The sequence below is a fragment of the Streptomyces sp. NPDC085900 genome (assembly GCF_044540925.1).
Taxonomy (GTDB): domain Bacteria; phylum Actinomycetota; class Actinomycetes; order Streptomycetales; family Streptomycetaceae; genus Streptomyces; species Streptomyces gilvifuscus.
Map to the genome: position 1 here is coordinate 956,632 of NZ_JBITSP010000003.1, position 25,803 is coordinate 982,434.

Below are 25,803 nucleotides of genomic sequence, written 5' to 3' on the forward strand. Positions count from 1 at the left end.
GCTCCCCCAGTGTCCGGCGTCCGCCGTCGGGGATGACAGTTGTCATGCCGGGCGCGGCCCGGCGGCCTCCGGCGGTTCCTGCGGGGGCGACCAGGGCCGGCCCTCCATGAGGTTGCCGAGGCCGGCCCAGGCGAAGTTCATCAGCGTCGCCGCCGCCTGTCGCGCGGTGACGCCGGGGGTCGCGTTGGCCCAGGCGGCGAGGGACTCGGCGGCCCCGACCAGGGCTTCGGCGAGACCGGCGACCTCGCGCTCGGGCAGGTCGGGGTTGCGGTGGGCCTCCCTGGCCGCGACCACGATCAGCTCGGTGACGAACGCGACGATCTCCTCGCGCATCGCCGTCACCTCGGCCGCGAACGGCTCGCGCGTGCGGGCCTGCAGGTGCAGCACCGCCCAGCCGTCCGGGTTCTGGCCGGTGTGCGCGAAGAACGCCCGCAGCCCTTCCCAGAGTTGGCGGTCGGCGGGCAGCCCCGGCCGCACGCCGCCGCGCACCGCCCCGACGAGCGCCTTGGCCTCCCGCCGGATGCAGGCGGTGAACAGGTCTTCCTTCGAGTTCAGGTACAGGTAGACCAACGGCTTGGACACGCCCGCCAGTTCGGCGATCTCGTCCATCGACGCGGCCATGTATCCGCGCTGCCCGAAGGTCCGCACGGCGGCGTCCAGCATCTGCTGTTCCCGAACCGCCCGTGGCATCCGCTTGGTCTTCACCGCACCCATGAGGCACAGAGTAGGTTGCGAACGGGCGGCCGTGCCCCCTCGCGCGGCCGCGAGGGCGTGAAGCTACGAAGCCTGCGGGGCCTGGCCCTGCGCGCGGGCGGCGTCGTCGGCGTCGTCCTCCTGGGACGCGTTCGCCTCGAGGTTGGCCTTCATCCGGTCGACCCGCGCGACGACCTTCGCGGAGGCCCGGTCCCGCTCCTTGCGCAGGGCGACGAAGCTGATCGGGGCCGAGATCACCAGGGCGAGCAGGACCATCCAGATGCCGTTGGAGGCGCCGAAGCCGCGCGGGACGATGCCGGTGTAGACGAGGCCCCAGACGACCACGAAGCAGCCCGCGAAGACCCCGAGGCGCATCAGCGTGTAGCGGAGCATCTCAATCCACTCTTCCGTCAACGGTACGAACATTCCCAAAGGGCACCGTCCAGTGAAGCACGGCCGGGTCCCGATCTTGCAGGCGGGGCCTCAGCCGAGCGGCAGCAGCATGATGATGTCGTCGCGGTCGTCGCCGGGCGCCACCCGGATCGCGCCGGGGACGCGGCCGACCTCCTTGTAGCCGCAGGAGCCGTAGAACCGCTCCAGGCCGAGGCCGCCCCGGCAGGTGAGCCGGATCGCCTCGATGCCGTCGAGACCGCGGGCCGCGCCCTCGGCGGCGGCGAGCAGGTCGCGGCCGTAGCCCTTGCCCTGGTGGCGGGGGTGCACCATCACGGTGTAGAGCCACAGCCAGTGCGCCATCAGCCGGTGCGTGTTGTGGGTGAGGAAGGCCGTCGCGGCGACCTGCCCGTCCGCGTCGTGCCCGACGAGCAGCCGGGTGCGGCGCTCCGCCATGGCGGCCAGGTGCTTGACCAGCTCCGGCCGGATCACCTCCGCCGTCACCGGCGGCACGAAGCCCACGGAACCGCCGGCGTTGGACACGTCCGTCCACAGGTCGAGGATGCCGTCGCGCAGGTCGGGGGTGACGGCGGGATCGAGAGTGAAAGTAAGGGACACCTCGGCATCGTAACCCTTACGCCAGGACGCGCGCAGCCAGTTTCAGGTCGGACAGGAGCCCGTCGTAGGCCGACTCCCGATCGTCGGCGCGCAGGACGGACGAGGGGTGAACGGTGGGCACCAGCCGCTCCCTGCGCCCGTGAATCTCCTCCTCCAGCACGGTCCCGCGCACCTGCGTGACCCGGAACGAGGAGCCGAGCAGCGCTTTGCCGGCGGTGGCGCCGAGGACCACGATCAGCTCCGGCTCCACGACTCTCAGCTCGGCGGCGAGCCACGGCCCGCACGCCGTCATCTCGCGCAGGGACGGCGCCTTGTGGATGCGCCGTTTGCGCGGCTCGGCCTGCGTGAACTTGAAGTGCTTCACGGCGTTGGTGACATACGCCTCGCCCGGATCGATCCCGGCCTCGGCGAGCGCCCGGTCCAGAAGCTTCCCGGCGGGCCCCACGAAGGGCCTGCCCTGCCGGTCCTCCTGATCCCCGGGCTGCTCCCCCACGAGCATCACGCGCGCGTGGGCGTCACCCGCACCGAAGACGGTCTGGGTGGCGTCGCGATGCAGGGGACAGCCACGGCAGCCGGCGGCGGCCCGCCGAAGGGCAGGCAGCCCACCCCGCTCAGGAACGAAGGGCTCTGCGGTATAGCCGTCCTCGGGTGCCTTCGTGACCATGCGGCACGAGTACCCCCCTGGGGGCGCGGGGAACTGCGCGACCAGCCCCCACCCACCCGCACCCGCCGCACGACCGATTCAGACCCGCATCGGCTGCGGCGCTTCCCTCCGCGCCGGGTCGGGACCCTCGTACTCCCGGATGATCTCGTACCGAGTGTTCCGCTCCACCGGCCGGAACCCGGCATCCCGGATCAGGTCCAGCAGATCCTCACGCGTCAGCTTGTTCGGCGTGCCGTAGTTGTCCGCGTCGTGGGTGATCTTGTACTCGACGACCGAGCCGTCCATGTCGTCGGCACCGTGCTGCAGGGCCAGCTGGGCGGTCTGCACGCCGTGCATGACCCAGAAGACCTTCACGTGCGGGACGTTGTCGAAGAGCAGCCGCGAGACGGCGAAGGTCTTCAGGGCCTCCGCGCCCGTGGCCATCTGGGTCCGCGCCTGCAGCCGGTTGCGGATCTTGCCGTCCTTCATGTCCACGAAGTCGTGCTGGTAGCGCAGCGGGATGAAGACCTGGAAGCCGCCGGTCTCGTCCTGCAGCTCACGCAGGCGCAGCACGTGGTCCACGCGGTGGCGCGGCTCCTCGATGTGGCCGTAGAGCATGGTGCACGGGGTCTTCAGACCCTTCTCGTGCGCCAGCCGGTGGATGCGGGACCAGTCCTCCCAGTGGGTGCGGTGGTCCACGATGTGCTGGCGGACCTCCCAGTCGAAGATCTCGGCGCCGCCGCCGGTGAGGGACTCCAGACCGGCGTCGATCAGCTCGTCCAGGATCTCGCTCGCGCTCAGCCCGGAGATCGTCTCGAAGTGGTGGATCTCCGTGGCCGTGAACGCCTTCAGCGACACGTTCGGCAGGGCGGCCTTCAACTCCCGCAGCGAGCGCGGGTAGTAGCGCCACGGCAGGTTCGGGTGCAGCCCGTTGACGATGTGCAGCTCGGTGAGGTTCTCGCTCTCCATCGCCTTGGCGAGCTTGACGGCCTCCTCGATGCGCATCGTGTACGCGTCCTTCTCGCCCGGCTTGCGCTGGAACGAGCAGTAGGCGCACGACGCGGTGCACACGTTCGTCATGTTGAGGTGGCGGTTGACGTTGAAGTGGACGACGTCGCCGTTCTTGCGCGTCCGCACCTCGTGGGCGAGGCCGCCCAGCCACGCCAGGTCGTCCGACTCGTACAGCGCGATGCCGTCCTCGCGGGTCAGCCGCTCACCGGCCCCGACCTTCTGCTCCAGCTCGCGCTTGAGCCCGACGTCCATGGCAAACACCTTTCTCCGACAGCCCGACCAACGGTATCCCTAGACCTCTTCGGGCAGCTCTCCGACCCGGTTCTCCCACTTGGTGGAGAGCACGATCGTGGTCCGGGTCCGGGAGACGCCCTTCGTCCCCGACAGCCTCCGGATGATCTTCTCCAGTCCGTCGACGTCGGTCGCCCGCACCTTGAGCATGTAGGAGTCGTCGCCCGCGATGAACCAGCAGTCCTCGATCTCGGACAGGTCCTTCAGCCGCATGGCCACGTCCTCGTGGTCGGCCGCGTCGGACAGCGAGATGCCGATCAGCGCGATGACGCCGAGGCCGAGCGAGGCGGCGTCGACGGTGGCGCGGTAGCCGGTGATGACCCCGGCCGCCTCCAGCCGGTTGATGCGGTCGGTGACGCTGGGCCCCGACAGACCGACGAGGCGCCCGAGCTCCGCGTAGGAGGCCCGGCCGTTCTCCCTCAGGGCCTGGATGAGCTGCCTGTCCACCGCGTCCATGCGATTCGATGCCTTCCGCTGAAGAGTTCCCGAAGTGATGAGAGGTGCCGGGCCGCCGCGGCCCGCCCTACCGGTCGGCGCTCGCGCCGCCCAGTTCGCCGTTCCAGCGCCGGTACAGCCGGTGTGCGACGCCCGCCGCGTCCAGCACCCGCCCGGCGACGAAGTCCACCAGGTCCTGGATGTGGGTGGCGCCCGCGTAGAAGCCGGGCGAGGCCGGCACCACGGCGGCGCCGGCGTCGTCGAGCGCGACGAGGTGCCGCAGCGTCTGGCCGTTCAAGGGGGTCTCCCGTACGGCCACGACCAGCGGACGGCGCTCCTTGAGGGTGACGCTCGCCGCCCGCTGCAACAGGTCCTTGGAGAGGCCGAGCGCGACACCGGCCACGCAGGCGGTCGAGGCGGGCACGATCAGCATGCCCTTGTTCGGGTACGACCCCGAGGACGGGCCCGCGCCCAGGTCCCCGGCGGGCCAGTACCGCACCCCGTCGATGTCCGGCGCGAAGGCGCCCGGCTTTCCGTCGGCGCCCCGGCCGAGCCATTCACGCAGGTCATCGCGCCAGTGCGCGTCCCTGAAGGAGATGCCCGTCTCGTCCAGCAGGGTGAGCCGCGAGGCCCGGCTGACGACCAGGTCCACGCTCTCGCCGGCGTCGAGAAGTGCGCGCAGCACCGACGCGGCATAAGGCGTGCCCGAAGCGCCGGACACCCCTACGATCCAAGGTGTACGCGGCGTCTCTCCTGGCTTGGCTGGGTTCACGACACCGAGCCTAGCTGGCGTCGCGGGGTGGGAACCGGCCGAGGGGTCCGGACCGTTCATCATGGTGACGGGCGGACGAGTGGGGGATGCCATGTCGGGTTCGGAGCTGGAGTGGTCGCGCCGGGACCGGATGAAGGCCGCGGCCAAGCTGATGGCCGGCTGGGTCGCGCTGTTGTGGCTGCTGGAAGTGGTCGACGTCGTCAGCGGCCACGCGCTCGACGGGCTCGGCATCATGCCCCGCCGGGCCTCCGAACTGGTCGACGTCGTCCCGGCCGCGTTCATCCACTTCGGCTTCGCCCATGTGGCCGCGAACAGCGTGCCGCTGCTGGTCATGGGCTTCCTCGCGGCGCTGGGCGGCTTGCGCCGGTTCGCGGCGCTGTGCCTCGTCATCATCGTGGCCGACGGCCTGGGTGTGTGGCTCGTCGCCCCGGCGCACACCAACACCGCGGGCGCCTCCGGCCTGATCTTCGGCCTCTTCGGCTTCCTCCTGGTCAGCGGCTTCGTGGAGCGCCGCCCGCTGGGTGTGGTGGTCGGCCTGCTGGTGGGCGCCGTCTGGGGCACCTCGATCCTGCTGGGCCTGTCGCCGCTGCAGACGGGCGTCAGCTGGCAGGCCCACCTGATCGGCCTGGCGACCGGGGTGGCGACGGCGTTCTGGTTCGGCCGCCGCCCGTCCCGGTCGCCCGCGACACAGGCCTGAGGCCCGGCTCGCGGAGCTCGCTCAGACGGTCAGACCCCGCACCAGGAGGTCGAGCAGCGCGCACACGAAGAGGGCGATGCCGATGAAGCCGTTGACGCTGAAGAAAGCCCTGTTCAGGCGGGACAGGTCGTGCGGGCGCACGATGGAGTGCTCGTAGACGAAGGCGCTCGCGACGATCATCAGGCCCACCCAGTAGAAGCCGCCCGCGTCCGTCGCCACGCCGTACCACAGGAGCAGGGCCGTGGTCAGCGCGTGGCAGATCCGCGCGCCCCGGATGGCCGCAGGGATGCCGAAGCGGGCCGGGACCGACATCACGCCGATCTCCCGGTCGGTCTCGACGTCCTGGCAGGCGTAGATCAGGTCGAAGCCGCCGATCCAGATGCCGACGGCGAGGCCGAGGATCACCGCGTGCCAGTTCCACTCGCCGCTGATGGCGAGCCAGCCGCCGATCGGGCCCATGGCCTGGGCGAGACCCAGGATGGCCTGCGGGAAGTTCGTGAACCGCTTGCCGTAGGGGTAGACGACCATCGGGACGACCGCCACCGGCGCCAGCGCGAGGCAGAGCGGGTTGAGGAGGGCCGCCGAGCCCAGGAAGACCACGACCGCGATCAGCGCGCCGGTCCAGGCGTGCTTGACCGACATCGCGCCGGTGACCAGCTCGCGCTGGGCCGTGCGCGGGTTGCGGGCGTCGATCTCGCGGTCGATGATCCGGTTCACCGCCATCGCGAAGGTGCGCAGACCCACCATGCAGACGGTGACCAGGAGCAGCCGGCCCCAGTGGATGTTGCGGTCCCACTCGTACATCGCGGTCAGCGCGGCGATGTACGCGAAGGGCAGGGCGAAGACCGAGTGCTCGATCATCACCAGGCGCAGGAACGCCTTGGTGCGTCCTGGCTGCGGGATCGCGGCGGAGGCGCTGCTCACAGGCCGTACTCCTTCCAGCGGCGGTCGACCTTGGCCGCCGTCTCGGGGTCGGACAGGACCATCTCGGGCCAGCCGCCGTCGCGGGTGTAGCCCTCCTCGGGCCACTTCCGCGTCGCGTCGATGCCCGCCTTGCCGCCCCAGAACTGCTGGTAGGAGGCGTGGTCGAGGTGATCGACCGGTCCCTCGACGACGGTGAGGTCGCGGGAGTAGTCGGTGTTGCCCAGGGCCCGCCAGGCGACCTCGTGCAGGTCGTGGACGTCGCAGTCGGAGTCGACGACCACGATCAGCTTGGTCAGGGACATCATGTGGGCGCCCCAGACGGCGTGCATGACCTTCTGGGCGTGCTTCGGGTACTTCTTGTCGATCGAGACGATCGCGCAGTTGTGGAAGCCGCCGGCCTCGGGCAGGTGGTAGTCCACGATGTCCGGCACGATGATCTTCAGCAGCGGGAGGAAGAACCGCTCCGTGGCGCGCCCCAGCGGTCCGTCCTCCGTCGGGGGGCGGCCCACGACGATCGACTGGAGCAGCGGCCGCTTGCGCATCGTCACGCAGTCGATCTTCAGGGCGGGGAAGGGCTCCTGGGGCGTGTAGAAGCCGGTGTGGTCGCCGAAGGGGCCTTCGGGGAGCATCTCGCCGGGCTCCAGCCAGCCCTCCAGGACGACCTCCGCCTGCGCGGGCACCTGCAGCGGCACGGTCTTGCAGTCGACCATCTCGATCCGCTTGCCGGCGACGAACCCGGCGAACATGTACTCGTCGATGTCGCCGGGCAGCGGCGCCGTGGAGGCGTACGTCACGGCCGGCGGGCACCCGAAGGCGATCGCGACCGGCAGCCGCTCACCCCGCCGCGCGGCCACCTGGTAGTGGTTGCGGCTGTCCTTGTGGATCTGCCAGTGCATGCCGATGGTGCGCTTGTCGTGGCGCTGGAGGCGGTACAGCCCGAGGTTGCGGATGCCGGACTCGGGGTCCTTGGTGTGCGTCAGACCGAGGTTGAAGAAGGAGCCGCCGTCCTGGGGCCAGGTGAACAGCGCCGGCAGCCGGTCGAGGTCGACGTCGTCCCCGGTCAGGACGACCTCCTGCACCGGCGCGTTGTCGGACTTGACCTTCTTCGGCGGTACGTGGGTCATCGCGCCGAGCTTCCCGAAGGCCTCGCGGACGCCGACGAAGCCGTGCGGCAGCTCGGGCCGCAGCAGTCCGCCGATCTTGTCGGAGATCTCCGCGTACGACTTCAGGCCGAGCGCCTTGAGCAGTCGCCGGTCGGTGCCGAAGACGTTCATCGCGAGGGGCATGTCGGAGCCCTTCACGTTCTCGAAGAGCAGCGCCGGGCCGCCCGACTTCTGCACCCGGTCGACGATCTCCCCGACCTCCAGGTACGGGTCGACCTCGGCCTTGACGCGCTTGAGGTCGCCCTCGCGTTCCAGTGCCCGGAGCAGGGAGCGAAGATCGTCGTAAGCCATGCGTCCCAGTATCGGCCACCCGCTACCCTGACCCCGTCACCGGGGCCGCACAGCGCCCGTCACCGTCTTCTGGGGGATCGCACCACGATGTTCAGGTATCTGCCGTTCCTGCTGGTCCTGGCGCTGTGGATCTACGCCTTCATCGACTGCCTGAACACGCCCGAGGAGCAGGTGCGGGGGCTGCCCAAGGTGGTCTGGGTCATCATCATCCTGTTGTTCGGCGAGGTGCTGGTGGGACCGATCGCCTGGCTGGTCGCCGGCAAGCAGCGGGTCGCGCCGGCCGGGGGCTCCACGCCCTCCGAGTGGCACCGCGGCACGGCGGCGCAGTGGGTGGCACCGGACGACAACCCCGAGTTCCTGAAGTCCCTCAAGGAGGAGAACAAGAGGGACGAGGCGCTGCTGAAGGACTGGGAGGCGGACCTGCGCCGCCGCGAGGAGGAGCTGCGGCGACGCGAGCGGGGCGAGGAGCCCAAGGGGGACTGACCCCGGCATACAGGATGTACGTCGGCGGGCTTCGCGGTACGGACATCGCGCCCCTGTGCCGGGACCGGCCGGAACCGGACACTTGGCTCGCATGACGACAGCTCCCGCCGACTCCACCGGCACCCTCGCCCCCGCGTACGGTGACAAGGTCATCGCCGTCGAGACGGCGGGCTCCGAGCCCATCCCCGACGCCGAACGCCACGGCTCACCGCTGCAGTTGCTGTGGACCTGGGCCTCCCCGAACATCGAGTTCGCGACCGTCTACATCGGCGTGATCTCGGTCCTCTTCTTCGGCCTGAGCTTCTGGGAGGCGGCCGCCGCCATCGTCCTCGGCACCGCGGTCGGCGCGGTCACACAGGGCGTGCTGTCCCTGGACGGCCCGCGCTTCGGGGTGCCGCAGATGGTGATCGGCCGGTTCTCCTTCGGCTACTTCGGCAACATCCTGCCGTCCGCGGCCAACGGTCTGATCGCGGGCGTCGGCTGGTTCGCGGTGAACAGCGTGAGCGCGGCCTTCGCCCTGAACACGCTGACCGGACTGCGGCCGCTGCCCTCCCTGCTCCTCGTGGTCGTCGCCGAGATCCTCATCGGTTTCATCGGCCACAACTTCGTGCACACCTTCGAGAAGTACGCCTTCCCCGCCCTCGCGGTGATCTTCCTGCTGGCCGGGGTGTGGACCTTCAAGGACGCGGATCTCGGCGGGGGCGGCTCGGGCGGCGGCGTCGGCGGCTTCCTGCTCGCCTTCAGCGCGGCCTGGGGCTACGCGGCCGGCTGGAACCCGTACGCCACGGACTACTCCCGCTATCTGCCCCGGACGGCGAACAGGCTGAAGACGGTGGTCTACCCGGCCGTCGGCCTGTTCGTGTCCGTCTCCCTGGTCGCGGTCGTCGGGGCCGCCTCGGCGACCGTCCTGGCCCCGAAGGACGCCACCCCCACGGCGGCCTTCACCGGCCATCTCCCGGGCTGGCTGGGCGATCTGGTGCTCCTGGCCATCATCCTCGGCGGCATCTCCGCCAACGCCCTGAACATCTACTCGGGGGCGATCTCCATCGCCTCCTTCGGGCTGCGGATGCCCGCCTGGCTGAGCCGCGGCGTGCTGGTCGTGGTCTCCGGGATCGCCGGTACGGCGGCGGCGTGGGCCTCGCTGTCGGACGCCGGCTCGGCGTACGAGGCGTTCCTGCTGGTCATCGCCTACTGGGTGGCGCCGTGGCTCGGGGTGGTGCTGGTGGAGCGGTGGCGGCAGTCCCGCACGGCGACGGACGAGGAGCTGTCGGTCCGGCTGTCCGACCGCTCCTTCACCAACTGGCCCGGAGTGGCCGCCCTGTTGATCGGCGTCGCGGTGTCCGTCCCGCTCTTCTGCAACCAGGAGGACTACGTCGGCTACGTGCCGAAGCACTGGCCGTCGTTCGGCGACATCACGCCGCTGGTCGGCTTCGCGGTGAGCGCGCTGCTCTACACCGCGCTCAGGCGGCCGGCCCGAACGGCTCCCTGAGCACCGCCCCGCACCACCCGGTGCGCGCAGGACGCCGCCAGCAGCTCTCCCAGCAGGTCGGGATCGTCGATCTCCAGGCCGAGCAGCGACTCGATGCGCTCCAGTCGCTGGTAGAGCGACTGGCGGCCGATGTGCAGCAGGGCCGCCGTACGGGTGGGGGAACAGCCGTTGCGCAGGTGCACCTCCAACGTCCGCACCAGATCGCTGGGATGGGCCGCCTCCCAGGCCAGCAGCGGGCCGAGGGTGTGCTCGACGAGCCGGGCGAGCCGGTCGCGGTTGGTGTCGACGCCGCCCCGGGTCAGCTCCCGCTCCAGGGCGAGGGCGCGGGCCGAGGTCACCAACGGGCCGTCGGCGACGGAGGGTTCGGCGGCCGGCACGGTCAGCGCCAGCTCCAGTGTCGTACGGGCCGCGCGCAGCGTGTCGCTCCAGCGCAGCCAGCCGCCGCCCGCCCCGACGGCGTGTCCGACGGCGACGGTCAGCCCCGGCTCGGCGGCGGTACGGAAGGCCTCCTGGACGGCCCGCACGGGGTCGCCGACGACCTTGGCGGGCAGCGCGAGCAGAGCCAGCACGTCGCCGGGGAACGCGGCCCGCAGCACCCCCGCCCCGCCCAGCAGCCGTACCGCCCGGTCCACGGCCGCCACCTCGCGCGTGCCGTGCACCGAGACGCCCACCAGCCGCGCGCCCGGCCCCGGGTGGAAACCGGCCAGGGCCGAGCGGGCCTCGACCTCGGGCTGGTTGAGGGCGGCCCGGTCGGCGAGGTCGGCCAGCAGGGCGGCCGTGTGGTCGTCGCCCCAGGGCCGTACGACGGCACGGCCCGACAGTCCGCGCGCCACGATCGCGCGGTTGGCCGCCTCCGTGATCCGCACGAAGGGCACGACCCGGTGCAGGGCCAGCAGCGGCAGTCCCAGGCGGCGGGCCTCGTCGACGACCTCGGTGGGCATGTGCGGCAGGGAGCGGCCGACCTCCACCGCCAGCCCGGCGGCGCCGCGCGCGGCCAGCTCCCGGACGTACCGGCGGCGGACCTCCTCATCTGCGCCGGTCAGCCCGAAGCCGTTGGTCAGCAGCAGCTCGCCGCCGTCGAGGAAGTTGGCGCCCTCGTAGACCTCGCTGGAGTGGACCCAGCGCACCGGGCGGTCCAGAGCGAGGTGGCCGGCGAGGAGTTCGGGTTCAGCGGCCCGTACGGGGTCGAGGTCCATCACTTCGCGGAGGGTGAGAGCGGCCACGGGCACCTCCTGGGCGTGGACAGTTCGTCCGGCGGCGGGTTGCCGGGAGAGTACTTTCCGCACGTTGCCCTCGTGTTTCGGCCACAGGAGAGTGGGACGTATGGATCAGGCACAGGCACGCACCTGGCTCGCCACGGCCGTCGAGGAGGCCCGCGCCGGGCTCGCCGAGGGCGGCATCCCGATCGGCGCCGCGCTCTACGGCGCCGACGGCACGCTCCTCGGCCGCGGCCACAACCGGCGCGTCCAGGACGGCGACCCCTCGATGCACGCGGAGACGGCGGCGTTCCGGGCGGCGGGACGGCAGCGGTCGTACCGCGGCACGACGATGGTGACCACCCTCTCCCCCTGCTGGTACTGCTCCGGTCTGGTCCGGCAGTTCGGCATCTCCCGGGTGGTCGTCGGCGAGGCGGTGACCTTCCACGGCGGGCACGACTGGCTGGCCGAGCACGGCGTGGAGATCGTGCTGCTCGACGATCCCGAGTGCATCGGCATGATGCGCGACTTCATCAAGGACCATCCGGCTCTGTGGAATGAGGACATCGGTGAGTGACGCCCCTGCCCCGCGCATCCCGACCATCGATCTGCGGCCCTGGCTGGAGGGCGGCGCGGACGCCCGCGCGGCCATCGCCCGGACCGTCGACGAGGCCCTGCAGACCGCCGGGTTCCTGCTGGTCACCGGGCACGGGGTGGACCCGGCCCTGCGCTCGCGGATCCGGGAGGCGGCGCGGTCCTTCTTCGCCCTGCCCGTGGACGTGAAGCAGCCCTACGAGGCGAAGGTCGGCGGCCGCGGCTGGCTCGGGCCGGGCGCCGAGGCCAACGGCCACTCGGAGGGCACCGAGACCCCGCCGGACCTGAAGGAGTCGCTGACCTTCGCGACCCACGAGCCCTTCGAGGACCCGGTGATCAACGCGGAGTGGTACGCGCCCAACGTGTGGCCCGCGGAGGTGCCGGAGCTGCGGACGCTGTGCGCGGAGTACCTGGAGCGGATGGCGGAGCTGGAGAAGCGGCTGCTGTCGCTGCTCGGCGAGGCGCTGGGCCTGGAACCCGACTTCTTCTCCCGGCACATGGACCACCCGACGTACGGGTTCAACATCAACTGGTACCCGGGGACGGACGTCGTCGGGGACCCGCAGCCGGGCCAGTTCCGCATCGGCCCGCACACCGACTTCGGGACGGTGACGATCCTGGACCGGCAGGCCGGCAGGGGTGGACTGCAGGTGTACACCGACGAGGGCGGCTGGGAGGACGCGCCCTACGACCCGGACGCCTTCACCATCAACATCGGGGACCTGATGGCCCGCTGGACCGGCGACCGCTGGCGCTCGGGCCGGCACCGGGTGCTGCCGCCGCCCGCGGACGCGCCGTCCGAGGAGCTGATGTCCCTCGTCTACTTCGGCGAGTGCACGCCGGGCACGCTCGTGGAGTCCGTGCCGGCGCCGGTGGGGCGGGTGGCGTACGAGCCGGTCGACTCGCATGTGTACCTGCGGGAGAAGCTGGACTCGATCACGGTCGGCTGACCAGCTTCTCCCCTCGGCCGCTACACGCCCGCGTAGGAGTGCTTGCCCGAGACGAAGATGTTGACGCCGTAGTAGTTGAACAGCCAGCAGCCGAAGGCGATCAGGGCCAGGTAGGCGGCCTTGCGGCCCTTCCAGCCGGCCGTGGCGCGGGCGTGCAGGTAGCAGGCGTAGGCGACCCAGGTGATGAACGCCCAGGTCTCCTTGGGGTCCCAGCCCCAGTAGCGGCCCCAGGCCGACTCGGCCCAGATGGCGCCCGCGATGATCGTGAACGTCCACAGCGGGAAGACGGCCGCGTTGAGGCGGTAGGAGAACTTGTCCAGGGACGAGGACGCGGGCAGGCGCTCCAGGAACGAGGTGGCGAAGCGGCCGGGCGTGCCGCCGTTCTCCAGCTTGGTCTCGTAGGAGTCCTTGAAGAGGTAGAGCAGCGTGCCGGCCGCGCCGACGTAGAAGACCGCGCCGCACAGGATGGCCGTGGAGACGTGGATGTACAGCCAGTACGAGTGCAGGGCGGGGACGAGTTGGTCGCTCGCGGTGTACAGGACCGTGACGGCGATGCCGAGGTCGAGCAGGACCGTGGTGACCAGGAACAGGCCGAGCCAGCGCACGTTCTTCCGCAGCGCCAGCAGCGTGAGGTACACGGCGACCGCGACGGCGGAGAAGGTGATGTTGAACTCGTACATGTTGCCCCACGGCGCCCGCTCCACCGAGGCCGCGCGGGCGACCACGCCGGTGAGGTGGACGAGGAAGGCGAGCACGGTGAGCGAGATGGCGATGCGCCCGTAGAGGTCGCCCTGCGCGTCCCCGCCGTGCGCCCCGGGCCCATCGGGCACGTCCCGCGCCCCGGCGGAGGACCGCACGACGACCTTGGGCCGCTCCAGTACGGCGGTCCCGCCGGCCTTGTTGACGGTGACGGCCGGGGCGCCCTTGGCCTTCTGCGTGCCGCTCGTGAGCGCGCTGGCCGTGCGGGCGACCTTGCTGCGGCTGCCGAAGAGCCATTCGGCGATGTAGGCGAAGAAGGCCAGGGTGTAGACGGCCATCGCGGAGTAGATCAGCGTGTTGCTGATGTTCGCGAGGTGTTCGTTGGTCGCGGTGGCCAACTCGGTTCCGGCGGAGAGAATCACTTCTTCTCAGCCCCTTCGGCAGGTACGACGCTGGGATCGGGGGTGGTGGTGGCGTCTGGGTCGGTGGGGTCCTCGTCGGGCTCGGGCGCGCCCGGCGCCCGGTCGTAGAGGGTTTCGGCGAGGTCGGCGAGTTCCTCGGGGACCTTGGCGGACTCGCTGCGGCCGAGGCCGGCCATCTCGACGACGGTCACGCCGTCGGGACCGGTGACCGCGCGCACCCAGACGCGGCGGCGCTGGATGAACAGGGAGCCGGCGAGACCGAAGATGGCGACGAGGGAGCCGGCGAGGGCCCAGCCGGTGCCGGGCTGCTGGACGATCTGGAAGTTCGCCCACTCCTTGGTGCCCTCGTAGGTGATGGAGCCGGCGCCGTTCGGGAGCCGCATGGTCTGGCCGGGCTTCAGGTTGTCCCTGAGCTGTTGGCCCTTGGCGTCCTTGTAGGCCTTCACATGCGCCTTGTCGAGCTGGTACACGCTCTGCGGGATGCCGGAGTCGACACCGAGGTCGCCGTGGTACGGGGCCAGGTTGAGCACGGGGTTGAGGAGCCCCGGGAAGGTGGAGGCCGTCTCGCTGCCCTTGGTGTACGTCGGCAGCAGGAAGGCCGAGATGCCGATCTGCTCGCTGACGCCCTTGGCGTTCCTGTAGCCGTCGAGGACCTTGACCACGCCGGTGGAGGTGACGTTGGAGTCGAGCGGCAGGAGGGGTACGGCGTCGCGGTAGACGACGTGGCCCTTGCCGTCCCGGACGGTGATGACCGGGGCGTAGCCGTGGGCGGTGAGGTAGACCTTGGCGTCGCCGATCTCCAGCGGCTCGTTGACCTTGACGAGGTCCTTCTGGTCCTTGCCGTAGGCGCCCTTGCTGTAGGTGAGGGCCGCCTGGAAGGTGCGCGCGGTGCCCCGGTTGGGGCCGCTGGTCTCGTAGGTGCCGGTGAACTTGTCCAGGTTGAAGCTGAACGGCACCAGGTCGTCGGCGGTGAAGAGGCTGCCGGACTTGAAGTCGTCGTACTGCGTCATCGTGTTGGAGAAGCCGTCGCCCTCGACGACCAGCTTGTTGCCCTCGGACTTGTACAGCTGGCCCCAGGCGAAGGCGATCAGCAACACGATGAGCGCGATGTGGAAGGCGAGGTTGCCGGTCTCGCGCAGGTAGCCCTTCTCGGCGGCGACGGCGTCCCCGGCGACGTGCGCGCGGAAGCGGCGCTTCTTGAGCAGGGCGAGCGCGGCCTCACGGACCTGCTCCGGCTCGGCCTCGGTCCGCCAGGTGGTGTAGGCGGGCAGCCGGGTCAGCCGCTTGGGGGCGCCCGGCGGGCGGCCGCGCAGCTGGCCGACGAACTGCCAGGTGCGGGGCACGATGCAGCCGATGAGGGAGACGAACAGCAGGATGTAGATCGCGGAGAACCACACCGAGCTGTAGACGTGGAAGAGGCCGAGCCTGTCGTAGATCGGCGCGAGCGTCGTGTGGGTCTTGCGGAAGGTGTCGACCTTGGTGACGTCGATCCCGGACTGCGGGATGAGCGAGCCGGGGATCGCGCCGAGGGAGAGCAGCAGGAGCAGCAGCAGGGCGACCCGCATGGAGGTCAGCTGCCGCCAGAACCAGCGGACCCAGCCGACGACGCCCAGGGAGGGCAGGTTGGCCGGCTCCTCCACGGGAGCGGTGGACAGCTGGGAGCCGGCCGCGCCGAGGTCGTCGTCGGCCCGCTCGGGGGGCGTACCGGTTTCGGTCTTGCTCATCGATCAGATCCCCACGGTGAAGCCGGCGGACCAGGACTGCATGTCCTGTACGAGGGTGTCCCAGACGCCGGTGACGAGCAGCAGGCCGGTCACGATCATCATCGTGCCGCCGATCCGCATCACCCAGACATAGTGGCGCTTGACCCAGCCGAAGGCGCCGAGCGCCTTGCGGAAGGCGACGGCGGCGAGCACGAAGGGCACGCCGAGGCCGAGGCAGTAGGCGACGGTCAGGATGGCGCCGCGGCCGGCGCTGGCCTGGTTGTAGGAGAGCGCGATCACGGAGGTCAGGGTGGGGCCGATGCAGGGTGTCCAGCCGATGCCGAACAGCGCGCCGAGGACGGGGGCGCCGACGAGGCCGGTCACGGGCCGCTTGTGGAAGCGGAACTCACGCTGGGTCATCCAGGGCATCAGGCCCATGTAGAAGACGCCCATGAGGATCATGAGCGCGCCGAGGACCTTCGACAGGACGCCCTTGTTGTCCTGCAGGGTGTTGCCGAAGTAGCCGAAGAGGGCACCGCTGGAGACGAAGACGGCGGTGAACCCGAGGACGAACAAGGAGGCGCCGGCGACCATCCGTCCCCGGCGGGCCTCGGCGAGGTCGGTGCCGGTGACCCCGGTGACGTACGACAGATAACCCGGTACGAGGGGCAGGACGCACGGGGAGAAGAAGGAGACGAGACCGCCGAGCAGCGCGATGGGCAGGGCGACCAGCAGGGCGCCCGTCATCACCGTCTGGTTCGGGTCCGTCGCCGCGGCGAGCGTGGTGACTGAGGTCACGTCACTTCTCCGCGAGGACGGTGTTGATCATGCCGCGCAGCTTGTCCTCGCTGAGCCCTGTCAGTGAACGGGCGGCGATCCGGCCCTTGCGGTCCAGGACGAGCGTGGAGGGAATGGCCTGCGGGTTCAGCGTGCCCTTCTTGAAGCGGAGCATCAGCTTTCCCGTCGGGTCGTACAGGTTGGGATAGGTGATGCCGTACTGCTTCTCGAAGGCAGCGGCCTTCCCGGTGTTGCTGTCACGGGTGTTGATGCCGACGAACTGGACGCCCTTGCTCTCGAGCTCCTTGGAGATCTTCGCGAAGCCCGGAGCCTCCGCCCGGCAGGGCGGGCACCAGGAGCCCCACACGTTCAGGACGACGACCTTGCCCTTGAACGTGGCCACGTCGGCCTGCCCGCCGTCGACCGTCTTGCCGGAAAGGACCGGGGCCGCGACCCGCTTTCCCTCGGCGACGGTGGAGATGCCGTCCTTGCCCATGACGAAGTTGGTGTCACCGCCGCCGCCCGAGGTGCCGCCCGAGCTGCACGCGGACAGCGTGAGGGCGGCGGCCGCGGCCGTCGCGGCGAGCAGCGTGGCACGGCTTCGGTTCGAGCGCAGAGGGGGGCGACTGGAGGCACTCATGTGAAAAGTTTCGCATGTCCGTTCCGGGGATCTTGCGCACCCCCCTCGTGGGCCCGCCGGCCGCCGGAATCCGCACGTCAGGCGGCCTTTCCGGTGGGTGTGGAGGACGCGGTGGAAGTCTCCTGCAAGAAGGTCTTCCAGCCGCCGGCCGGCTGCTGTCCGACGTCGAGCGTGCGCAGTTTGGCGAGCACCTCCGGCTTCTGTACGTCCATCCAGTCGACGAACTGCCGGAAGGAGACCAGCCGTACGTCCGCGCCCTTCTCCTTCTCCCGGGCGATGTGCTTGAACGCCTCCTCGACGGCGTCCATGTAGATGCCGCCGTTCCAGTGCTCGAAGTGGTTGCCGACGAAAAAGGGTGCCCGATTGCTCTCGTATGCCCGCTTGAAGCCCGATATGTAGGCGTTCGTGGCCTGGGTGCGCCAGGCCGGGTAGTTGTAGGCGGGCGCCTGGGTCGAGTTGATCGACTGGTTGGCCAGCATGTTGTAGTCCATCGACAGGACCTCGAAGGAGCGGCCCGGGAACGGGATCTGCTGCAGCGGCAGGTCCCAGATGCCCAGCTTCTTGTCGGGCCAGACCTGGCGGCCGCCGGGCGAGGAGGCGTCGTAGCGCCAGCCGAGCTCCTTGGCCGTGGGCAGCAGGTTGTTCTGGCCGAGCAGACAGGGGGTGCGGCCGCCGACGAGTTCCTTCTCGTAGTCGAAGGGGAGCGAGGGCAGGTCGCTCCAGCCGGTGTTGGTCCGCCACTCCTTCACGAAGGACTTGGCCTGCTGGATCTCGCTCCGCCACTGGGCGGGCGTCCAGTTGCCGACCGTGCCGTAGCCGGAGCAGAAGTGGCCGTTGAAGTGGGTGCCGATCTCGTGCCCTTCGAGCCAGGCGCGGCGCACGTTGGTGAGCGTCGCCTTGACGTGCTCGTCGGTGAGGTAGCCGATGTCGGAGGCGCCGCGCGGGTTGTTCGGCGGGTTGTAGAGCCGCTTCTTCGACTCGGGCAGCAGGTACAGCCCGGAGAGGAAGAAGGTCATGGACGCGCCGTGCTGCTTCGCCAGGTCCAGGAAACGCGGGAAGAGGCCGTTGCCGACCTCCCCGGCGCCGTCCCAGGAGAAGATGACGAACTGGGGCGGGGTCTGGCCGGGCTCCAACGGCTCGGGCTTCCTCGGCTGGTGGGGCTGCTTGCCGGTGAAGGAGGTCGAGCCGTCGCCGAGGGGCCGGGCCGGGTGGGACGTACCGCCGGACTTGCCGCCGCCCTTGGAACCCGAGGCGTGCTTCGACCCGTCTGACGGCTTGAGGGAGCCGCAACCCGAAAGTCCGGCGGCGGCCGCGGCGCCCGCGCCGAGACCGAGCATCCCCCTGCGAGAAAGAGCGCGCATTCCATCCCCGATTCGTCATGTACTCCGGTGGTCACCCATTCAGAGGACATGACGAACAGGGGGGTTCCCCTCGATCACATTGATCTCGTCACAAATGTCACGAACGTGTCATAAGTAATGGCGAGAGTTCGCAAAAACAGGCGGGGCGGGCGGCGGACGCACCACCACCCGCCCGCCGGTTCAGCGGGTCTGGTAGTCGACCAGCTTCAAGATGTACCGCTGCGGGGCACCGCAGGACGTCTTCGACGTCTTGTCGACGCCCACCCACGGGCCGTAAGACGTCACGTTCTTGCCGGTGACGCCGTCCTCGCACGTCAGCTTGACGCGCACCTGGCCCGAGCCGGCACGGCAGATCGCGAACCCCGAGTTGTCGTCACCGGTGGGCCTGCCCACCTGACACTGGCTCGGCGCGGCGCTCGCGGCGGTCGCACCCGCGATCGGCACGGCGACGGCGATGCCGGTCAGCACCAACGGCGTCATCGCGAGCGACGCCAGCTTCTTCGTCTTCATGGTTGTTCCCCCTTCTCTCCGCCTGATGGTCGGTCAGGCGGCCGGGTCCGGGGCCTGGCAAACGGCTCCGGCGATGGTCGCCGGAGACGCTACCCAAGATCCATTAGACGTGTCCATGTCTTTTGGCAGGGCCTTCCCTAGGCCCCGAAGGCCTTGCCCTTTCCCTGGACCGGCTTCGCGCCCGCCCGCAGGTGGGCCGGGACGAGATCGATGGCGGGCTCGCTGTAGCCCACGGACACGATCTTGTCACCCTGGTACGTGAAGCTCGTCAGCGAGGCCAGCGTGCACTGCCGCTTGCGCGGGTCGTGCCACAGCCGCCGCCGCTCGACGTACGACCGCACGGTCCAGATCGGGAGCTGGTGGCTGACGAGGACGGCCTCGTGGCCCCGCGCCTGCTCCTTGGCGGACTCCAGCGCCTGCATCATCCGTACGACGATGTCGACGTACGGCTCGCCCCACGACGGCCGGAACGGGTTGGTCAGGAACTTCCAGTTGGCCGGCTTCCTGAGCGCGCCGTCCCCGACGCCGAAGGTCTTGCCCTGGAAGACGTTGTCGGCCTCGATGAGCCGCTCGTCGGACGCGAGGTCGAGTCCGTGCGCCTTGGCGACCGGCGTCGCGGTCTCCTGGGCGCGCTCCAGCGGGGAGGCGCAGACGTAGGTGATGTCACGGGAGGCCAGGTGCTCGGCGACCCGGTCGGCCATCTGCCGCCCCAGCTCGGACAGGTGGTACCCGGCGAGACGGCCGTAGAGGATGCCGTCCGGGTTCTCGACCTCGCCGTGCCGCACGACGTGGACGACGGTGATGTCCTTGTTGTTGTCGGTCTGCTCGCTCATGCCGCCGTGGCCTCCGCCGCCGCTCGGGCCGCCGCCGGGAGGGCGTCGGCGATGCGCTGCACGGCCTGCTCGTCGTGGGCCGTGGACACGAACCAGGACTCGAAGGACGAGGGCGGGAGGTAGACGCCCTGCGCCAGCATCGAGTGGAAGAACGCGGTGAAGCGGAAGGAGTCCTGCCGCTTGGCGTCCTCGTAGTCACGGACGTCCCGGTCCGCGAAGAAGACGGAGAACATGTTGGAGGCGTTCTGCAGCCGGTGCGCGACGCCCTCCTTGCTCAGCGCCTCCGTCACCAGCCCCTGGATCGTCTCCGACACCGAGTCGACCTTGGCGTAGGCGGGGTCGTCGAGCAGCCGGAGCTGGGCGAGACCGGCGGCGGTGGCGACCGGGTTCCCGGAGAGGGTGCCGGCCTGGTAGACGGGCCCGGCGGGCGCGAGGTGCTCCATGACGTCGGCGCGGCCGCCGAAGGCCGCGGCCGGGAAGCCGCCGCCCATGACCTTCCCGAAGGTCATCAGGTCGGGCCGCACCCCGTCGATGCCGAACCACCCTGCCCGGCTGGTGCGGAACCCGGTCATGACCTCGTCGGAGATGAAGAGGGCGCCGTTCTCGGAACAGGCGTCCTTCAGTCCCTGGTTGAAGCCGGGGCGGGGCGGTACGACGCCCATGTTGCCCGGCGAGGCCTCGGTGATGACGCAGGCGATCTCACCGGGGTGCCGGTGGAAGGCCTCGTTGACGGCCTCCAGGTCGTTGTAGGGCAGGACGATCGTGTCGCCGGCCTGGGCCCCGGTCACGCCGGGCGTGTCGGGAAGGGCGAAGGTCGCCACCCCGCTGCCCGCCGCGGCGAGGAGCGAGTCGACGTGGCCGTGGTAGCACCCGGCGAACTTGATCACCTTGTTGCGCCGGGTGAAACCGCGGGCGAGCCGGATGGCGCTCATGGTGGCCTCGGTGCCGCTGCTGACGAGCCGGACCTGCTCGACGGGCTCCACCCGGGCGACGATCTCCTCCGCGAGCGCGACCTCGCCCTCACCGGGAGTGCCGAAGGAGGTACCGCGCGAGACGGCGTCCTGGACGGCGGCGATGACCTCGGGGTGGGAGTGCCCGAGGATCATCGGGCCCCAGGAGCAGACGAGATCGACGTACTCCCGCCCGTCCGCGTCCGTCAGATACGGGCCCGAACCGGACACCATGAACCGGGGCGTACCGCCCACGGCGCGGAAGGCGCGCACCGGGGAGTTCACGCCGCCGGGCGTGACGGCGGACGCGCGGTCGAACAGCGCCTGCGACACGGGGGCTTCGTAGGAATATGGCAGTTCGCTCATGACCAGCGACTTCTCCGACCTTCTCGGGACTGCTCGGGACCACTCACTTCGGCTCCGGTTGCCTGTGACCTCCTCAGGGTAGGCCAGCGGGTACGGACGGCAGGGAGTGCGCTGCTGACCGGGGAAACAGTGGCGCCCCGAGTCGATCTGCGAAACTGGGTCCTGATACACACAGCTCAAACGGCCTTCTCGTACGTATGCATGTACGCAGGCGTGTTCAGAGGCTGCGAAGATCCTGCGGACAGGTGTTTCAGCGCACGTTTCGGCGGGCGGCCGTGGGGGAGGTCACTGACACGATGATCGGGTTGCGCGGCGGGGGCCACGCGTCCTAGAAAAGCAGTCGGGTGGAGATATGCATCGCGGTGGCGGACTGGGCGAGGGGACTGACGACCTGGGTCCTCGACGTGCCCGGCGGGGAAGGCACCGACGCGAGGCGGAGGAAGCTACCGAGACACGTCAGAGTCAGGGTGTACCGAGTGAGCCCGAGCAGTTCGATCGGCGCGGCGACCGCCGGCTCGACAGCCTGCGGGCCGGGAGCAGGAATGGTGGTCGGGTGGGGGTGACGTACAAGTACTTCGGCGCGCCGGACGGTGCGACCGCGGCCCGCGTCCCGATCTCGATGCGCCCCGAGGAACTCGGCGGCGACGAGCTCGGCATGAACGGCATGTTCACCAAGATCAAGCCGGAGACGATGGCGGCGATGGTGCTGACGGGCATCGAAGGCGTGCCCCTGCACAAGGTCCCGCCGCTGGAGCTGGTGGTCCTGCACCCCGACTACGCGGTCGTCAAGCTCCCGATGACGGTGGTCGACCCCCTGCGCGGCATAGGCGAGGAGGCGGTGGGCGCGGCGGCGTTCATCTGGTCGACGGTCCCGGACCGGGGCGGCCCGCGGGATGCCTTCAACGTCTACCAGCTGCTGCACGAGTGGCAGGACTTCAGCCACCGGTTGCACGAGGCGGGGCACCAGCCGTACTGCCTGGTGTGGCCCTGATCCCTCGTTGATCCCTGGGTCTGCGTCCGGTCCCGGGCCGTCGCGCAGCCGCCCCCTGTCCGCTCCGCCGCCCTGGGCGCAAAGTGCCCGGGTTTCCCATGCCCTGCCGGGGCAACCCGAGGGGGAACCGCACGGACGGCACCGGCCCCGGGTGCCGCCGTTCCGCCTGGGGTGGGGAGAAGGTCATGAAGGCGCTCGCGTACCACGGCTCTGGACAGCCCTGCCGGGAGGACGTCGCCGCCGGGCGACCGCCCGGCGTCCGCGAGGTCGATGCCGGCGTCCGGTGACCGGCCCGTGTTCGCCGTCGCGCTCGCGACACCGGTCGTCCTGCTGGGCATGGTGATGGGGCTGTCCGCCTTCGAGGACTGGCTCTTCCCCCGCTCTCCGGACTGCACCGCGCCTCCGGCGCCCGCCGCGCCCGACCGGCGGTCAGCGCACTCCGCGGGGTCCGCGCCCGCGCCGCCCGTCGAGGAGGTTCGGCACGCCCCCGTCGCGAACCCGCCTCGTGACCGGGCCCCCCGTCACCGCGCCGGACGCCGGCGCCGCCGGACCCTTCCGGCGCGGGCGGCCACGTCCGGTGGTGGGCACCGACGGCTCCCGCGGCGGCCGCCCCGCCCCGAGACGGCCGGGCGTCCGAGCCCGTCGTAGCCGAGAGCACGCCGGATGTGCACGCGGGGTCCCGCCCGGCCGGGTCAGCTCTTGCTGAGCCGTGGCCCGCTGTCGCCCGTGCCGTGCAGCACGGCCAGGCGGTGACGGTACTCGTCCTCGTCGATCTCGCCCCGCGCGAAGCGCTCGGCGAGCAGCTGCTCGGCGGTGGACCCCGCCGGGCGGCGCGGCGCGGTGCCGGTGGACGTCGGGGAGTCGTCCGACCGGGACATGGCGCGGAAGTACATCACGCCGAGCGCGATGAGCACGGCCCAGAAGAGGATCATGCCGACCGACATCGTGAACCAGCCCCACCCGCTGACATCGTGGTCGTACCAGAACATCACGGCACTCACCCTCTCGCGGCCGGACCGCCACGGACCGGACACCCGCGACCGCTGCCCGACGTCTCACCCCCACCATCCCGCCCACCCGGGGCACGGGGATGGGCCGGTGGGGACAGCGCACCGGGCCGATGGACCCTCCCGCGCCGACCCGCCCCGCGGCTTCAGCCGGACAGGGGGACGTCGCCGTCGCCGACGCACTTCCCGTGCCGCGCGACCGTTCCGACCACCCGGCTCATGGCCACCAGCACCTCGTCCGTACCGGCGAACCGGCCGGAGATCGTGACCTCGACGGCGGGGTCGCGGCCGTAGGTGACGAGGACCCTGCGGGTGCTGCCGGGCCTGGCCGGGCGCCACACCCAGTCCACGCCGTCGACGCTCAGGCAGGCGTCCGTCGTCGGGGCGGGTGGCTCGACGCCACAACGTGCGGTGACCTCGCCGTCGCCCCACACGCCGACCCCGGGCAGCGAGGTGCCGTCCCGGCGCCGCCCGCCGACACCGTCCGGGTAGGCCCGCGCGATCCGCGCGCACTGCGGTGTGCCACCCGCGGCGGCGGCCTCGATCCCGAAGTCCGGCGCGCTCACCTCACGCGCCACGAGCACGCCCCCGACGACGATCCCGACCCCGCCCACCACGACGGCCACCCGCACCCGCCGCCCACCCCGTAATGCCCTCACAAGCCCGGTCCTCCCCCCCACGGCCGACACACCCGCCGCCCCGGCCGGGAAGTCTCCCACGGGCACCACCCCCGCCCGGCCGCCCCCGTCTCACCCCCCGTCGCGCACCCCACCACCAGGGATGCCGCCGACGGTGAAGCCGATCACCGCGCCGCCTCCGTCTCGTTGCAGGGCGAAGGGGGCGCCGCCGTGGGCCATGGCGACCTCGCGGACGATCGACAGGCCCAGGCCGGAGCCCGGCAGGGATCTCGCGTCGGCGGCCCGGTAGAAGCGGTCGAAGATGCGGATCAGGTCGGGGCCGGCGACGCCGGGGCCGCGGTCGAGGACCTCGACGCGGACGGTGCCGGGGCGGGCGGGGCCGTGGACGGCGATCTCGATGGGGCCGTTGCCCTCCCGGTCGAACTTGGCCGCGTTCTCGACGAGGTTGGACAGCGCGCGGGTGAGCATTCCGGGCCGGCCGTCGGTCGTGGTGTCGCCGCTCGCGCGGACGGTGATGTCGCGGCCGGTGCGGCGCCGCGCCAGCCCGGCGACGTCCTCGGCGATGTCGGCGAGGTCCACCCGCTGCGGCGGCTCGGTGTCCGACTGGCCGGCCGCCAGGTCCACCAACTCGTTGACCAGGTCCGTCAGTTCGCGGGCCTCCTGGCCGAGGTCGGCGACGAGCTCCTCGCGGGTGGCGGGCGGCAGCTCGTCGATGCGGCGCAGCAGCGAGATGTTGGTGCGGAGCGAGGTCAGGGGGGTGCGCAACTCGTGGCCCGCGTCCTGGACGAGCCGGCGCTGGTCCTCCTCGGACTGGGCCAGCCGCCCCAGCATGCGGTCGAAGGCGCGGCCGAGGCGGCCCACCTCGTCGTAGCCGGCGACCGGTACCTCGATGCCGAGCTGCCGGGTGCGGGCGACGTCCTCCGCGGCCGAGGTCAGGATGATCAGGCGGCGGGTGATGCGCCGGGCCAGCCACCAGCCGAACAGACCGGCGGCCGTGACGACCGCGCCCATGAGGATGAGCGTGCGCTGCTGCAGGGCCCGCAGCAGGTCCTCGGTGTCGCTGAACTCCTGCGCGACCTGCACCGCCCCCCGCCCGGCGCCGAGGGAGACGGTCGCGATGCGGTAGACGTCCGCGTCGACGTCCACGTCCTTGTGCTCGACCATCTTCCCGGCCGCCCGTGCGGCCGCGATCCTGCGGTCCTTGGCGATGACCGGCAGGCCCGGGCTCCCGGAGTCGACGACCTTCCCGTCCGGCCCCAGCACCTGCACGTCCGTCCGCGCCGGACGGACGATGTCGTGTCCCGGGGCGGAGGAGGAGAAGTCGTCCGGGGTCATCCGGTGCTGGCGCACCTCGTCCCGCAGGTCCTGCACCACCTGGTCGAAGACGGACTCCTGGTCGACCCGGACCAGCCGCGCGGCGGCGTTGTACGACAGCACGCCGACCAGCACGGTGACGGCCGCGGTGACCGTGGCGAACGACACGGCGAACGTGGTGCGCAGGGAGACCAGCCCGGGCCGCCGTCTGGCCAGCAGCCGCCTGAGCCGGCCCACTCAGTCCTCCCGCAGCACGTAACCCACGCCACGGACCGTGTGGATGAGCTGCGGGGCGCCGGGCTCGTCGAGCTTGCGGCGGAGGTAGCCGACGTAGACGGCGAGGTTCTTGGAGCCGGGGCCGAAGTCGTAACCCCAGATCCGGTCGTAGATCGTCGAGTGGTCGAGGACTATGCCCGCGTTGCGTACGAGCAGTTCCAGCAGCTCGAACTCGGTGCGGGTCAGCTCCAGCTCGCGCTCCCCGCGCCAGGCGCGGCGCGCCTGCACGTCCATGCGCAGACCGGCCGCCTCGATCTGCCGGTCGGCGGAGGCGGGCGGGACCTCCTTCGGTACGTCGGCGACGGCGCCGTTCTCGGAGGCCGTCCGGCGCAGCAGGGCGCGCAGCCGGGCGAAGACCTCCTCGACGTCGAAGGGCTTGACGACGTAGTCGTCGGCGCCCGCGTCGAGGCCGGCGATGCGGTCCGCGGTCTCGACGAGCGCGGTGAGCATCAGGATGGGGGTGCGGTCCCCCTCGGCGCGCAGCACCCGGCAGACCTGGAGGCCGTCGATGCCGGGCATCATCACGTCGAGGAGGAGCACGTCGGGCGGGGTGCGGTGGGCCTGCGCCAGCGCCTCGACGCCGTCGGCGACCGCGGTGACCTGGTAGCCCTCCAGGGTCAGGGCGCGTTCCAGGGCGTGACGGATGGCGCGGTCGTCTTCGGCGAGCAGCACAGTT

Annotated in this window: 28 protein-coding genes; 6 read left to right on the forward strand and 22 right to left on the reverse strand. The window is 71.0% G+C overall.

The features are described from left to right. Positions 1 to 42: 42 nt before the first annotated feature. From ACIGDI_RS13875 to ACIGDI_RS13905, 7 genes are all read right to left on the reverse strand, one after another. Positions 43 to 714 carry a TetR/AcrR family transcriptional regulator gene (locus ACIGDI_RS13875; RefSeq protein WP_399895064.1) on the reverse strand — a complete coding sequence of 224 codons (672 nt, stop codon included), beginning with the start codon at positions 712 to 714 and terminating at the stop codon, positions 43 to 45. A gap of 63 nt (positions 715 to 777) precedes the next feature. After that, complete coding sequence (locus ACIGDI_RS13880; protein WP_399895067.1) at positions 778 to 1,086, reverse strand: DUF4229 domain-containing protein; 309 nt, start codon at positions 1,084 to 1,086, stop codon at positions 778 to 780. A gap of 90 nt (positions 1,087 to 1,176) precedes the next feature. Then, positions 1,177 to 1,701, reverse strand: coding sequence for a GNAT family N-acetyltransferase (locus ACIGDI_RS13885; RefSeq protein ID WP_399895070.1), 525 nt, complete (start codon positions 1,699 to 1,701; stop codon positions 1,177 to 1,179). Positions 1,702 to 1,717: 16 nt separating this feature from the next. Then, positions 1,718 to 2,365, reverse strand: coding sequence for a UdgX family uracil-DNA binding protein (locus ACIGDI_RS13890; protein ID WP_399895073.1), 648 nt, complete (start codon positions 2,363 to 2,365; stop codon positions 1,718 to 1,720). A gap of 78 nt (positions 2,366 to 2,443) precedes the next feature. After that, entirely contained in the window at positions 2,444 to 3,607 is a 1,164-nt protein-coding gene (gene mqnE, locus ACIGDI_RS13895) for an aminofutalosine synthase MqnE (RefSeq protein ID WP_399895076.1), read from the reverse strand. 39 nt (positions 3,608 to 3,646) lie between these two features. Then, the gene (locus ACIGDI_RS13900; protein WP_399895079.1) at positions 3,647 to 4,102 is read right to left on the reverse strand and encodes an Lrp/AsnC family transcriptional regulator; all 456 of its coding nucleotides are present in this window, start codon (positions 4,100 to 4,102) and stop codon (positions 3,647 to 3,649) included. 67 nt (positions 4,103 to 4,169) lie between these two features. Then, complete coding sequence (locus tag ACIGDI_RS13905; RefSeq protein ID WP_399895082.1) at positions 4,170 to 4,802, reverse strand: UbiX family flavin prenyltransferase; 633 nt, start codon at positions 4,800 to 4,802, stop codon at positions 4,170 to 4,172. A 142-nt stretch (positions 4,803 to 4,944) separates the two neighbouring features. Between ACIGDI_RS13905 and ACIGDI_RS13910 the strand changes: the two genes are divergently transcribed. Beyond that, positions 4,945 to 5,550, forward strand: coding sequence for a rhomboid family intramembrane serine protease (locus ACIGDI_RS13910; protein WP_399895085.1), 606 nt, complete (start codon positions 4,945 to 4,947; stop codon positions 5,548 to 5,550). A 21-nt stretch (positions 5,551 to 5,571) separates the two neighbouring features. Here the strand turns inward: ACIGDI_RS13910 and mqnP are convergent, their stop codons facing one another. Together mqnP and ACIGDI_RS13920 are read right to left on the reverse strand one after the other, a co-directional pair. Continuing rightward, positions 5,572 to 6,474, reverse strand: coding sequence for a menaquinone biosynthesis prenyltransferase MqnP (gene mqnP / locus ACIGDI_RS13915; RefSeq protein WP_399895089.1), 903 nt, complete (start codon positions 6,472 to 6,474; stop codon positions 5,572 to 5,574). Beyond that, positions 6,471 to 7,928 carry a menaquinone biosynthesis decarboxylase gene (locus ACIGDI_RS13920; protein WP_399895092.1) on the reverse strand — a complete coding sequence of 486 codons (1,458 nt, stop codon included), beginning with the start codon at positions 7,926 to 7,928 and terminating at the stop codon, positions 6,471 to 6,473. The genes mqnP and ACIGDI_RS13920 overlap by 4 nt, the downstream gene beginning before the upstream one ends. 87 nt (positions 7,929 to 8,015) lie before the next feature. Here ACIGDI_RS13920 and ACIGDI_RS13925 point away from each other — a divergent pair, with 87 nt between their 5' ends. After that, positions 8,016 to 8,411, forward strand: coding sequence for a PLD nuclease N-terminal domain-containing protein (locus tag ACIGDI_RS13925; RefSeq protein ID WP_399895095.1), 396 nt, complete (start codon positions 8,016 to 8,018; stop codon positions 8,409 to 8,411). 91 nt (positions 8,412 to 8,502) lie between these two features. Beyond that, positions 8,503 to 9,900, forward strand: coding sequence for a purine-cytosine permease family protein (locus ACIGDI_RS13930; RefSeq protein ID WP_399895098.1), 1,398 nt, complete (start codon positions 8,503 to 8,505; stop codon positions 9,898 to 9,900). On the opposite strand, the gene ACIGDI_RS13935 is transcribed toward ACIGDI_RS13930, so the two are convergent. Further along, complete coding sequence (locus ACIGDI_RS13935) at positions 9,861 to 11,123, reverse strand: PucR family transcriptional regulator (protein WP_399895101.1); 1,263 nt, start codon at positions 11,121 to 11,123, stop codon at positions 9,861 to 9,863. The two genes, ACIGDI_RS13930 and ACIGDI_RS13935, sit on opposite strands and share 40 nt — an antisense overlap. A gap of 100 nt (positions 11,124 to 11,223) precedes the next feature. On the opposite strand from ACIGDI_RS13935, the gene ACIGDI_RS13940 reads away from it, so the two are divergent. Beyond that, the gene (locus tag ACIGDI_RS13940; RefSeq protein ID WP_399895104.1) at positions 11,224 to 11,673 is read left to right on the forward strand and encodes a nucleoside deaminase; all 450 of its coding nucleotides are present in this window, start codon (positions 11,224 to 11,226) and stop codon (positions 11,671 to 11,673) included. Next, a complete protein-coding gene (locus ACIGDI_RS13945) occupies positions 11,654 to 12,640 on the forward strand; it encodes an isopenicillin N synthase family dioxygenase (protein ID WP_399895107.1) in 987 nt (328 codons plus the stop codon). The genes ACIGDI_RS13940 and ACIGDI_RS13945 overlap by 20 nt, the downstream gene beginning before the upstream one ends. 20 nt (positions 12,641 to 12,660) lie before the next feature. On the opposite strand, the gene ccsB is transcribed toward ACIGDI_RS13945, so the two are convergent. The 8 genes from ccsB to hemL form a co-directional block, all read right to left on the reverse strand. Continuing rightward, complete coding sequence (gene ccsB, locus ACIGDI_RS13950) at positions 12,661 to 13,761, reverse strand: c-type cytochrome biogenesis protein CcsB (RefSeq protein WP_399895110.1); 1,101 nt, start codon at positions 13,759 to 13,761, stop codon at positions 12,661 to 12,663. Continuing rightward, the gene (locus ACIGDI_RS13955; RefSeq protein ID WP_399895113.1) at positions 13,758 to 15,485 is read right to left on the reverse strand and encodes a cytochrome c biogenesis protein ResB; all 1,728 of its coding nucleotides are present in this window, start codon (positions 15,483 to 15,485) and stop codon (positions 13,758 to 13,760) included. Before ACIGDI_RS13955 ends, ccsB begins: the two co-directional genes overlap by 4 nt. A gap of 3 nt (positions 15,486 to 15,488) precedes the next feature. Beyond that, positions 15,489 to 16,262, reverse strand: coding sequence for a cytochrome c biogenesis CcdA family protein (locus tag ACIGDI_RS13960; RefSeq protein ID WP_399895116.1), 774 nt, complete (start codon positions 16,260 to 16,262; stop codon positions 15,489 to 15,491). Position 16,263: 1 nt separating this feature from the next. After that, entirely contained in the window at positions 16,264 to 16,881 is a 618-nt protein-coding gene (locus ACIGDI_RS13965) for a TlpA family protein disulfide reductase (RefSeq protein WP_399895118.1), read from the reverse strand. 77 nt (positions 16,882 to 16,958) lie between these two features. Then, positions 16,959 to 18,242, reverse strand: a complete 1,284-nt coding sequence (locus ACIGDI_RS13970; RefSeq protein ID WP_399895121.1) for a hypothetical protein — start codon at positions 18,240 to 18,242, stop codon at positions 16,959 to 16,961. A 180-nt stretch (positions 18,243 to 18,422) separates the two neighbouring features. Next, entirely contained in the window at positions 18,423 to 18,752 is a 330-nt protein-coding gene (locus tag ACIGDI_RS13975) for a hypothetical protein (protein WP_399895124.1), read from the reverse strand. A gap of 137 nt (positions 18,753 to 18,889) precedes the next feature. After that, positions 18,890 to 19,585: a histidine phosphatase family protein gene (locus tag ACIGDI_RS13980; RefSeq protein ID WP_399895127.1), complete on the reverse strand. Its 696-nt coding sequence runs from the start codon at positions 19,583 to 19,585 to the stop codon at positions 18,890 to 18,892. After that, complete coding sequence (gene hemL, locus ACIGDI_RS13985; protein WP_399895130.1) at positions 19,582 to 20,901, reverse strand: glutamate-1-semialdehyde 2,1-aminomutase; 1,320 nt, start codon at positions 20,899 to 20,901, stop codon at positions 19,582 to 19,584. The genes ACIGDI_RS13980 and hemL overlap by 4 nt, the downstream gene beginning before the upstream one ends. Before the next feature lie 352 nt (positions 20,902 to 21,253). Here hemL and ACIGDI_RS13990 point away from each other — a divergent pair, with 352 nt between their 5' ends. Continuing rightward, positions 21,254 to 21,892 (forward strand): hypothetical protein, encoded by a 639-nt coding sequence (locus ACIGDI_RS13990; RefSeq protein WP_351580172.1) that lies wholly within the window; start codon positions 21,254 to 21,256, stop codon positions 21,890 to 21,892. Positions 21,893 to 22,584: 692 nt separating this feature from the next. Here the strand turns inward: ACIGDI_RS13990 and ACIGDI_RS13995 are convergent. From ACIGDI_RS13995 to ACIGDI_RS14010, 4 genes are all read right to left on the reverse strand, one after another. Further along, on the reverse strand, positions 22,585 to 22,881 hold the full coding sequence (locus ACIGDI_RS13995; protein WP_399895298.1) for an SHOCT domain-containing protein: 297 nt from the start codon (positions 22,879 to 22,881) through the stop codon (positions 22,585 to 22,587). 164 nt (positions 22,882 to 23,045) lie between these two features. Continuing rightward, positions 23,046 to 23,558 (reverse strand): DUF3515 family protein, encoded by a 513-nt coding sequence (locus ACIGDI_RS14000; protein WP_399895133.1) that lies wholly within the window; start codon positions 23,556 to 23,558, stop codon positions 23,046 to 23,048. A 90-nt stretch (positions 23,559 to 23,648) separates the two neighbouring features. After that, positions 23,649 to 25,088, reverse strand: coding sequence for an ATP-binding protein (locus ACIGDI_RS14005; protein ID WP_399895136.1), 1,440 nt, complete (start codon positions 25,086 to 25,088; stop codon positions 23,649 to 23,651). Then, complete coding sequence (locus ACIGDI_RS14010; RefSeq protein ID WP_272175446.1) at positions 25,089 to 25,799, reverse strand: response regulator transcription factor; 711 nt, start codon at positions 25,797 to 25,799, stop codon at positions 25,089 to 25,091. Positions 25,800 to 25,803: the final 4 nt, after the last annotated feature.

Bases quoted from the DNA above. Each gene is read 5' to 3' on its own strand.
- ACIGDI_RS13900 (WP_399895079.1), bottom strand. From the start codon at position 4,102: ATGGACGCGGTGGACAGGCAGCTCATCCAGGCCCTGAGGGAGAACGGC.
- ACIGDI_RS13980 (WP_399895127.1), bottom strand. From the start codon at position 19,585: ATGAGCGAGCAGACCGACAACAACAAGGACATCACCGTCGTCCACGTC.
- ACIGDI_RS13880 (WP_399895067.1), bottom strand. From the start codon at position 1,086: ATGCTCCGCTACACGCTGATGCGCCTCGGGGTCTTCGCGGGCTGCTTC.
- ACIGDI_RS13955 (WP_399895113.1), bottom strand. From the start codon at position 15,485: ATGAGCAAGACCGAAACCGGTACGCCCCCCGAGCGGGCCGACGACGAC.
- ACIGDI_RS13970 (WP_399895121.1), bottom strand. From the start codon at position 18,242: ATGCGCGCTCTTTCTCGCAGGGGGATGCTCGGTCTCGGCGCGGGCGCC.
- ACIGDI_RS13975 (WP_399895124.1), bottom strand. From the start codon at position 18,752: ATGAAGACGAAGAAGCTGGCGTCGCTCGCGATGACGCCGTTGGTGCTG.
- ACIGDI_RS13930 (WP_399895098.1), top strand. From the start codon at position 8,503: ATGACGACAGCTCCCGCCGACTCCACCGGCACCCTCGCCCCCGCGTAC.
- ACIGDI_RS13920 (WP_399895092.1), bottom strand. From the start codon at position 7,928: ATGGCTTACGACGATCTTCGCTCCCTGCTCCGGGCACTGGAACGCGAG.
- ACIGDI_RS13910 (WP_399895085.1), top strand. From the start codon at position 4,945: ATGTCGGGTTCGGAGCTGGAGTGGTCGCGCCGGGACCGGATGAAGGCC.
- ACIGDI_RS13875 (WP_399895064.1), bottom strand. From the start codon at position 714: ATGGGTGCGGTGAAGACCAAGCGGATGCCACGGGCGGTTCGGGAACAG.
- ACIGDI_RS13965 (WP_399895118.1), bottom strand. From the start codon at position 16,881: ATGAGTGCCTCCAGTCGCCCCCCTCTGCGCTCGAACCGAAGCCGTGCC.
- ACIGDI_RS13890 (WP_399895073.1), bottom strand. From the start codon at position 2,365: ATGGTCACGAAGGCACCCGAGGACGGCTATACCGCAGAGCCCTTCGTT.
- ACIGDI_RS13990 (WP_351580172.1), top strand. From the start codon at position 21,254: ATGCATCGCGGTGGCGGACTGGGCGAGGGGACTGACGACCTGGGTCCT.
- mqnE (WP_399895076.1), bottom strand. From the start codon at position 3,607: ATGGACGTCGGGCTCAAGCGCGAGCTGGAGCAGAAGGTCGGGGCCGGT.
- ACIGDI_RS13940 (WP_399895104.1), top strand. From the start codon at position 11,224: ATGGATCAGGCACAGGCACGCACCTGGCTCGCCACGGCCGTCGAGGAG.
- hemL (WP_399895130.1), bottom strand. From the start codon at position 20,901: ATGAGCGAACTGCCATATTCCTACGAAGCCCCCGTGTCGCAGGCGCTG.
- ACIGDI_RS13925 (WP_399895095.1), top strand. From the start codon at position 8,016: ATGTTCAGGTATCTGCCGTTCCTGCTGGTCCTGGCGCTGTGGATCTAC.
- ACIGDI_RS13945 (WP_399895107.1), top strand. From the start codon at position 11,654: ATGAGGACATCGGTGAGTGACGCCCCTGCCCCGCGCATCCCGACCATC.
- ACIGDI_RS13995 (WP_399895298.1), bottom strand. From the start codon at position 22,881: ATGTTCTGGTACGACCACGATGTCAGCGGGTGGGGCTGGTTCACGATG.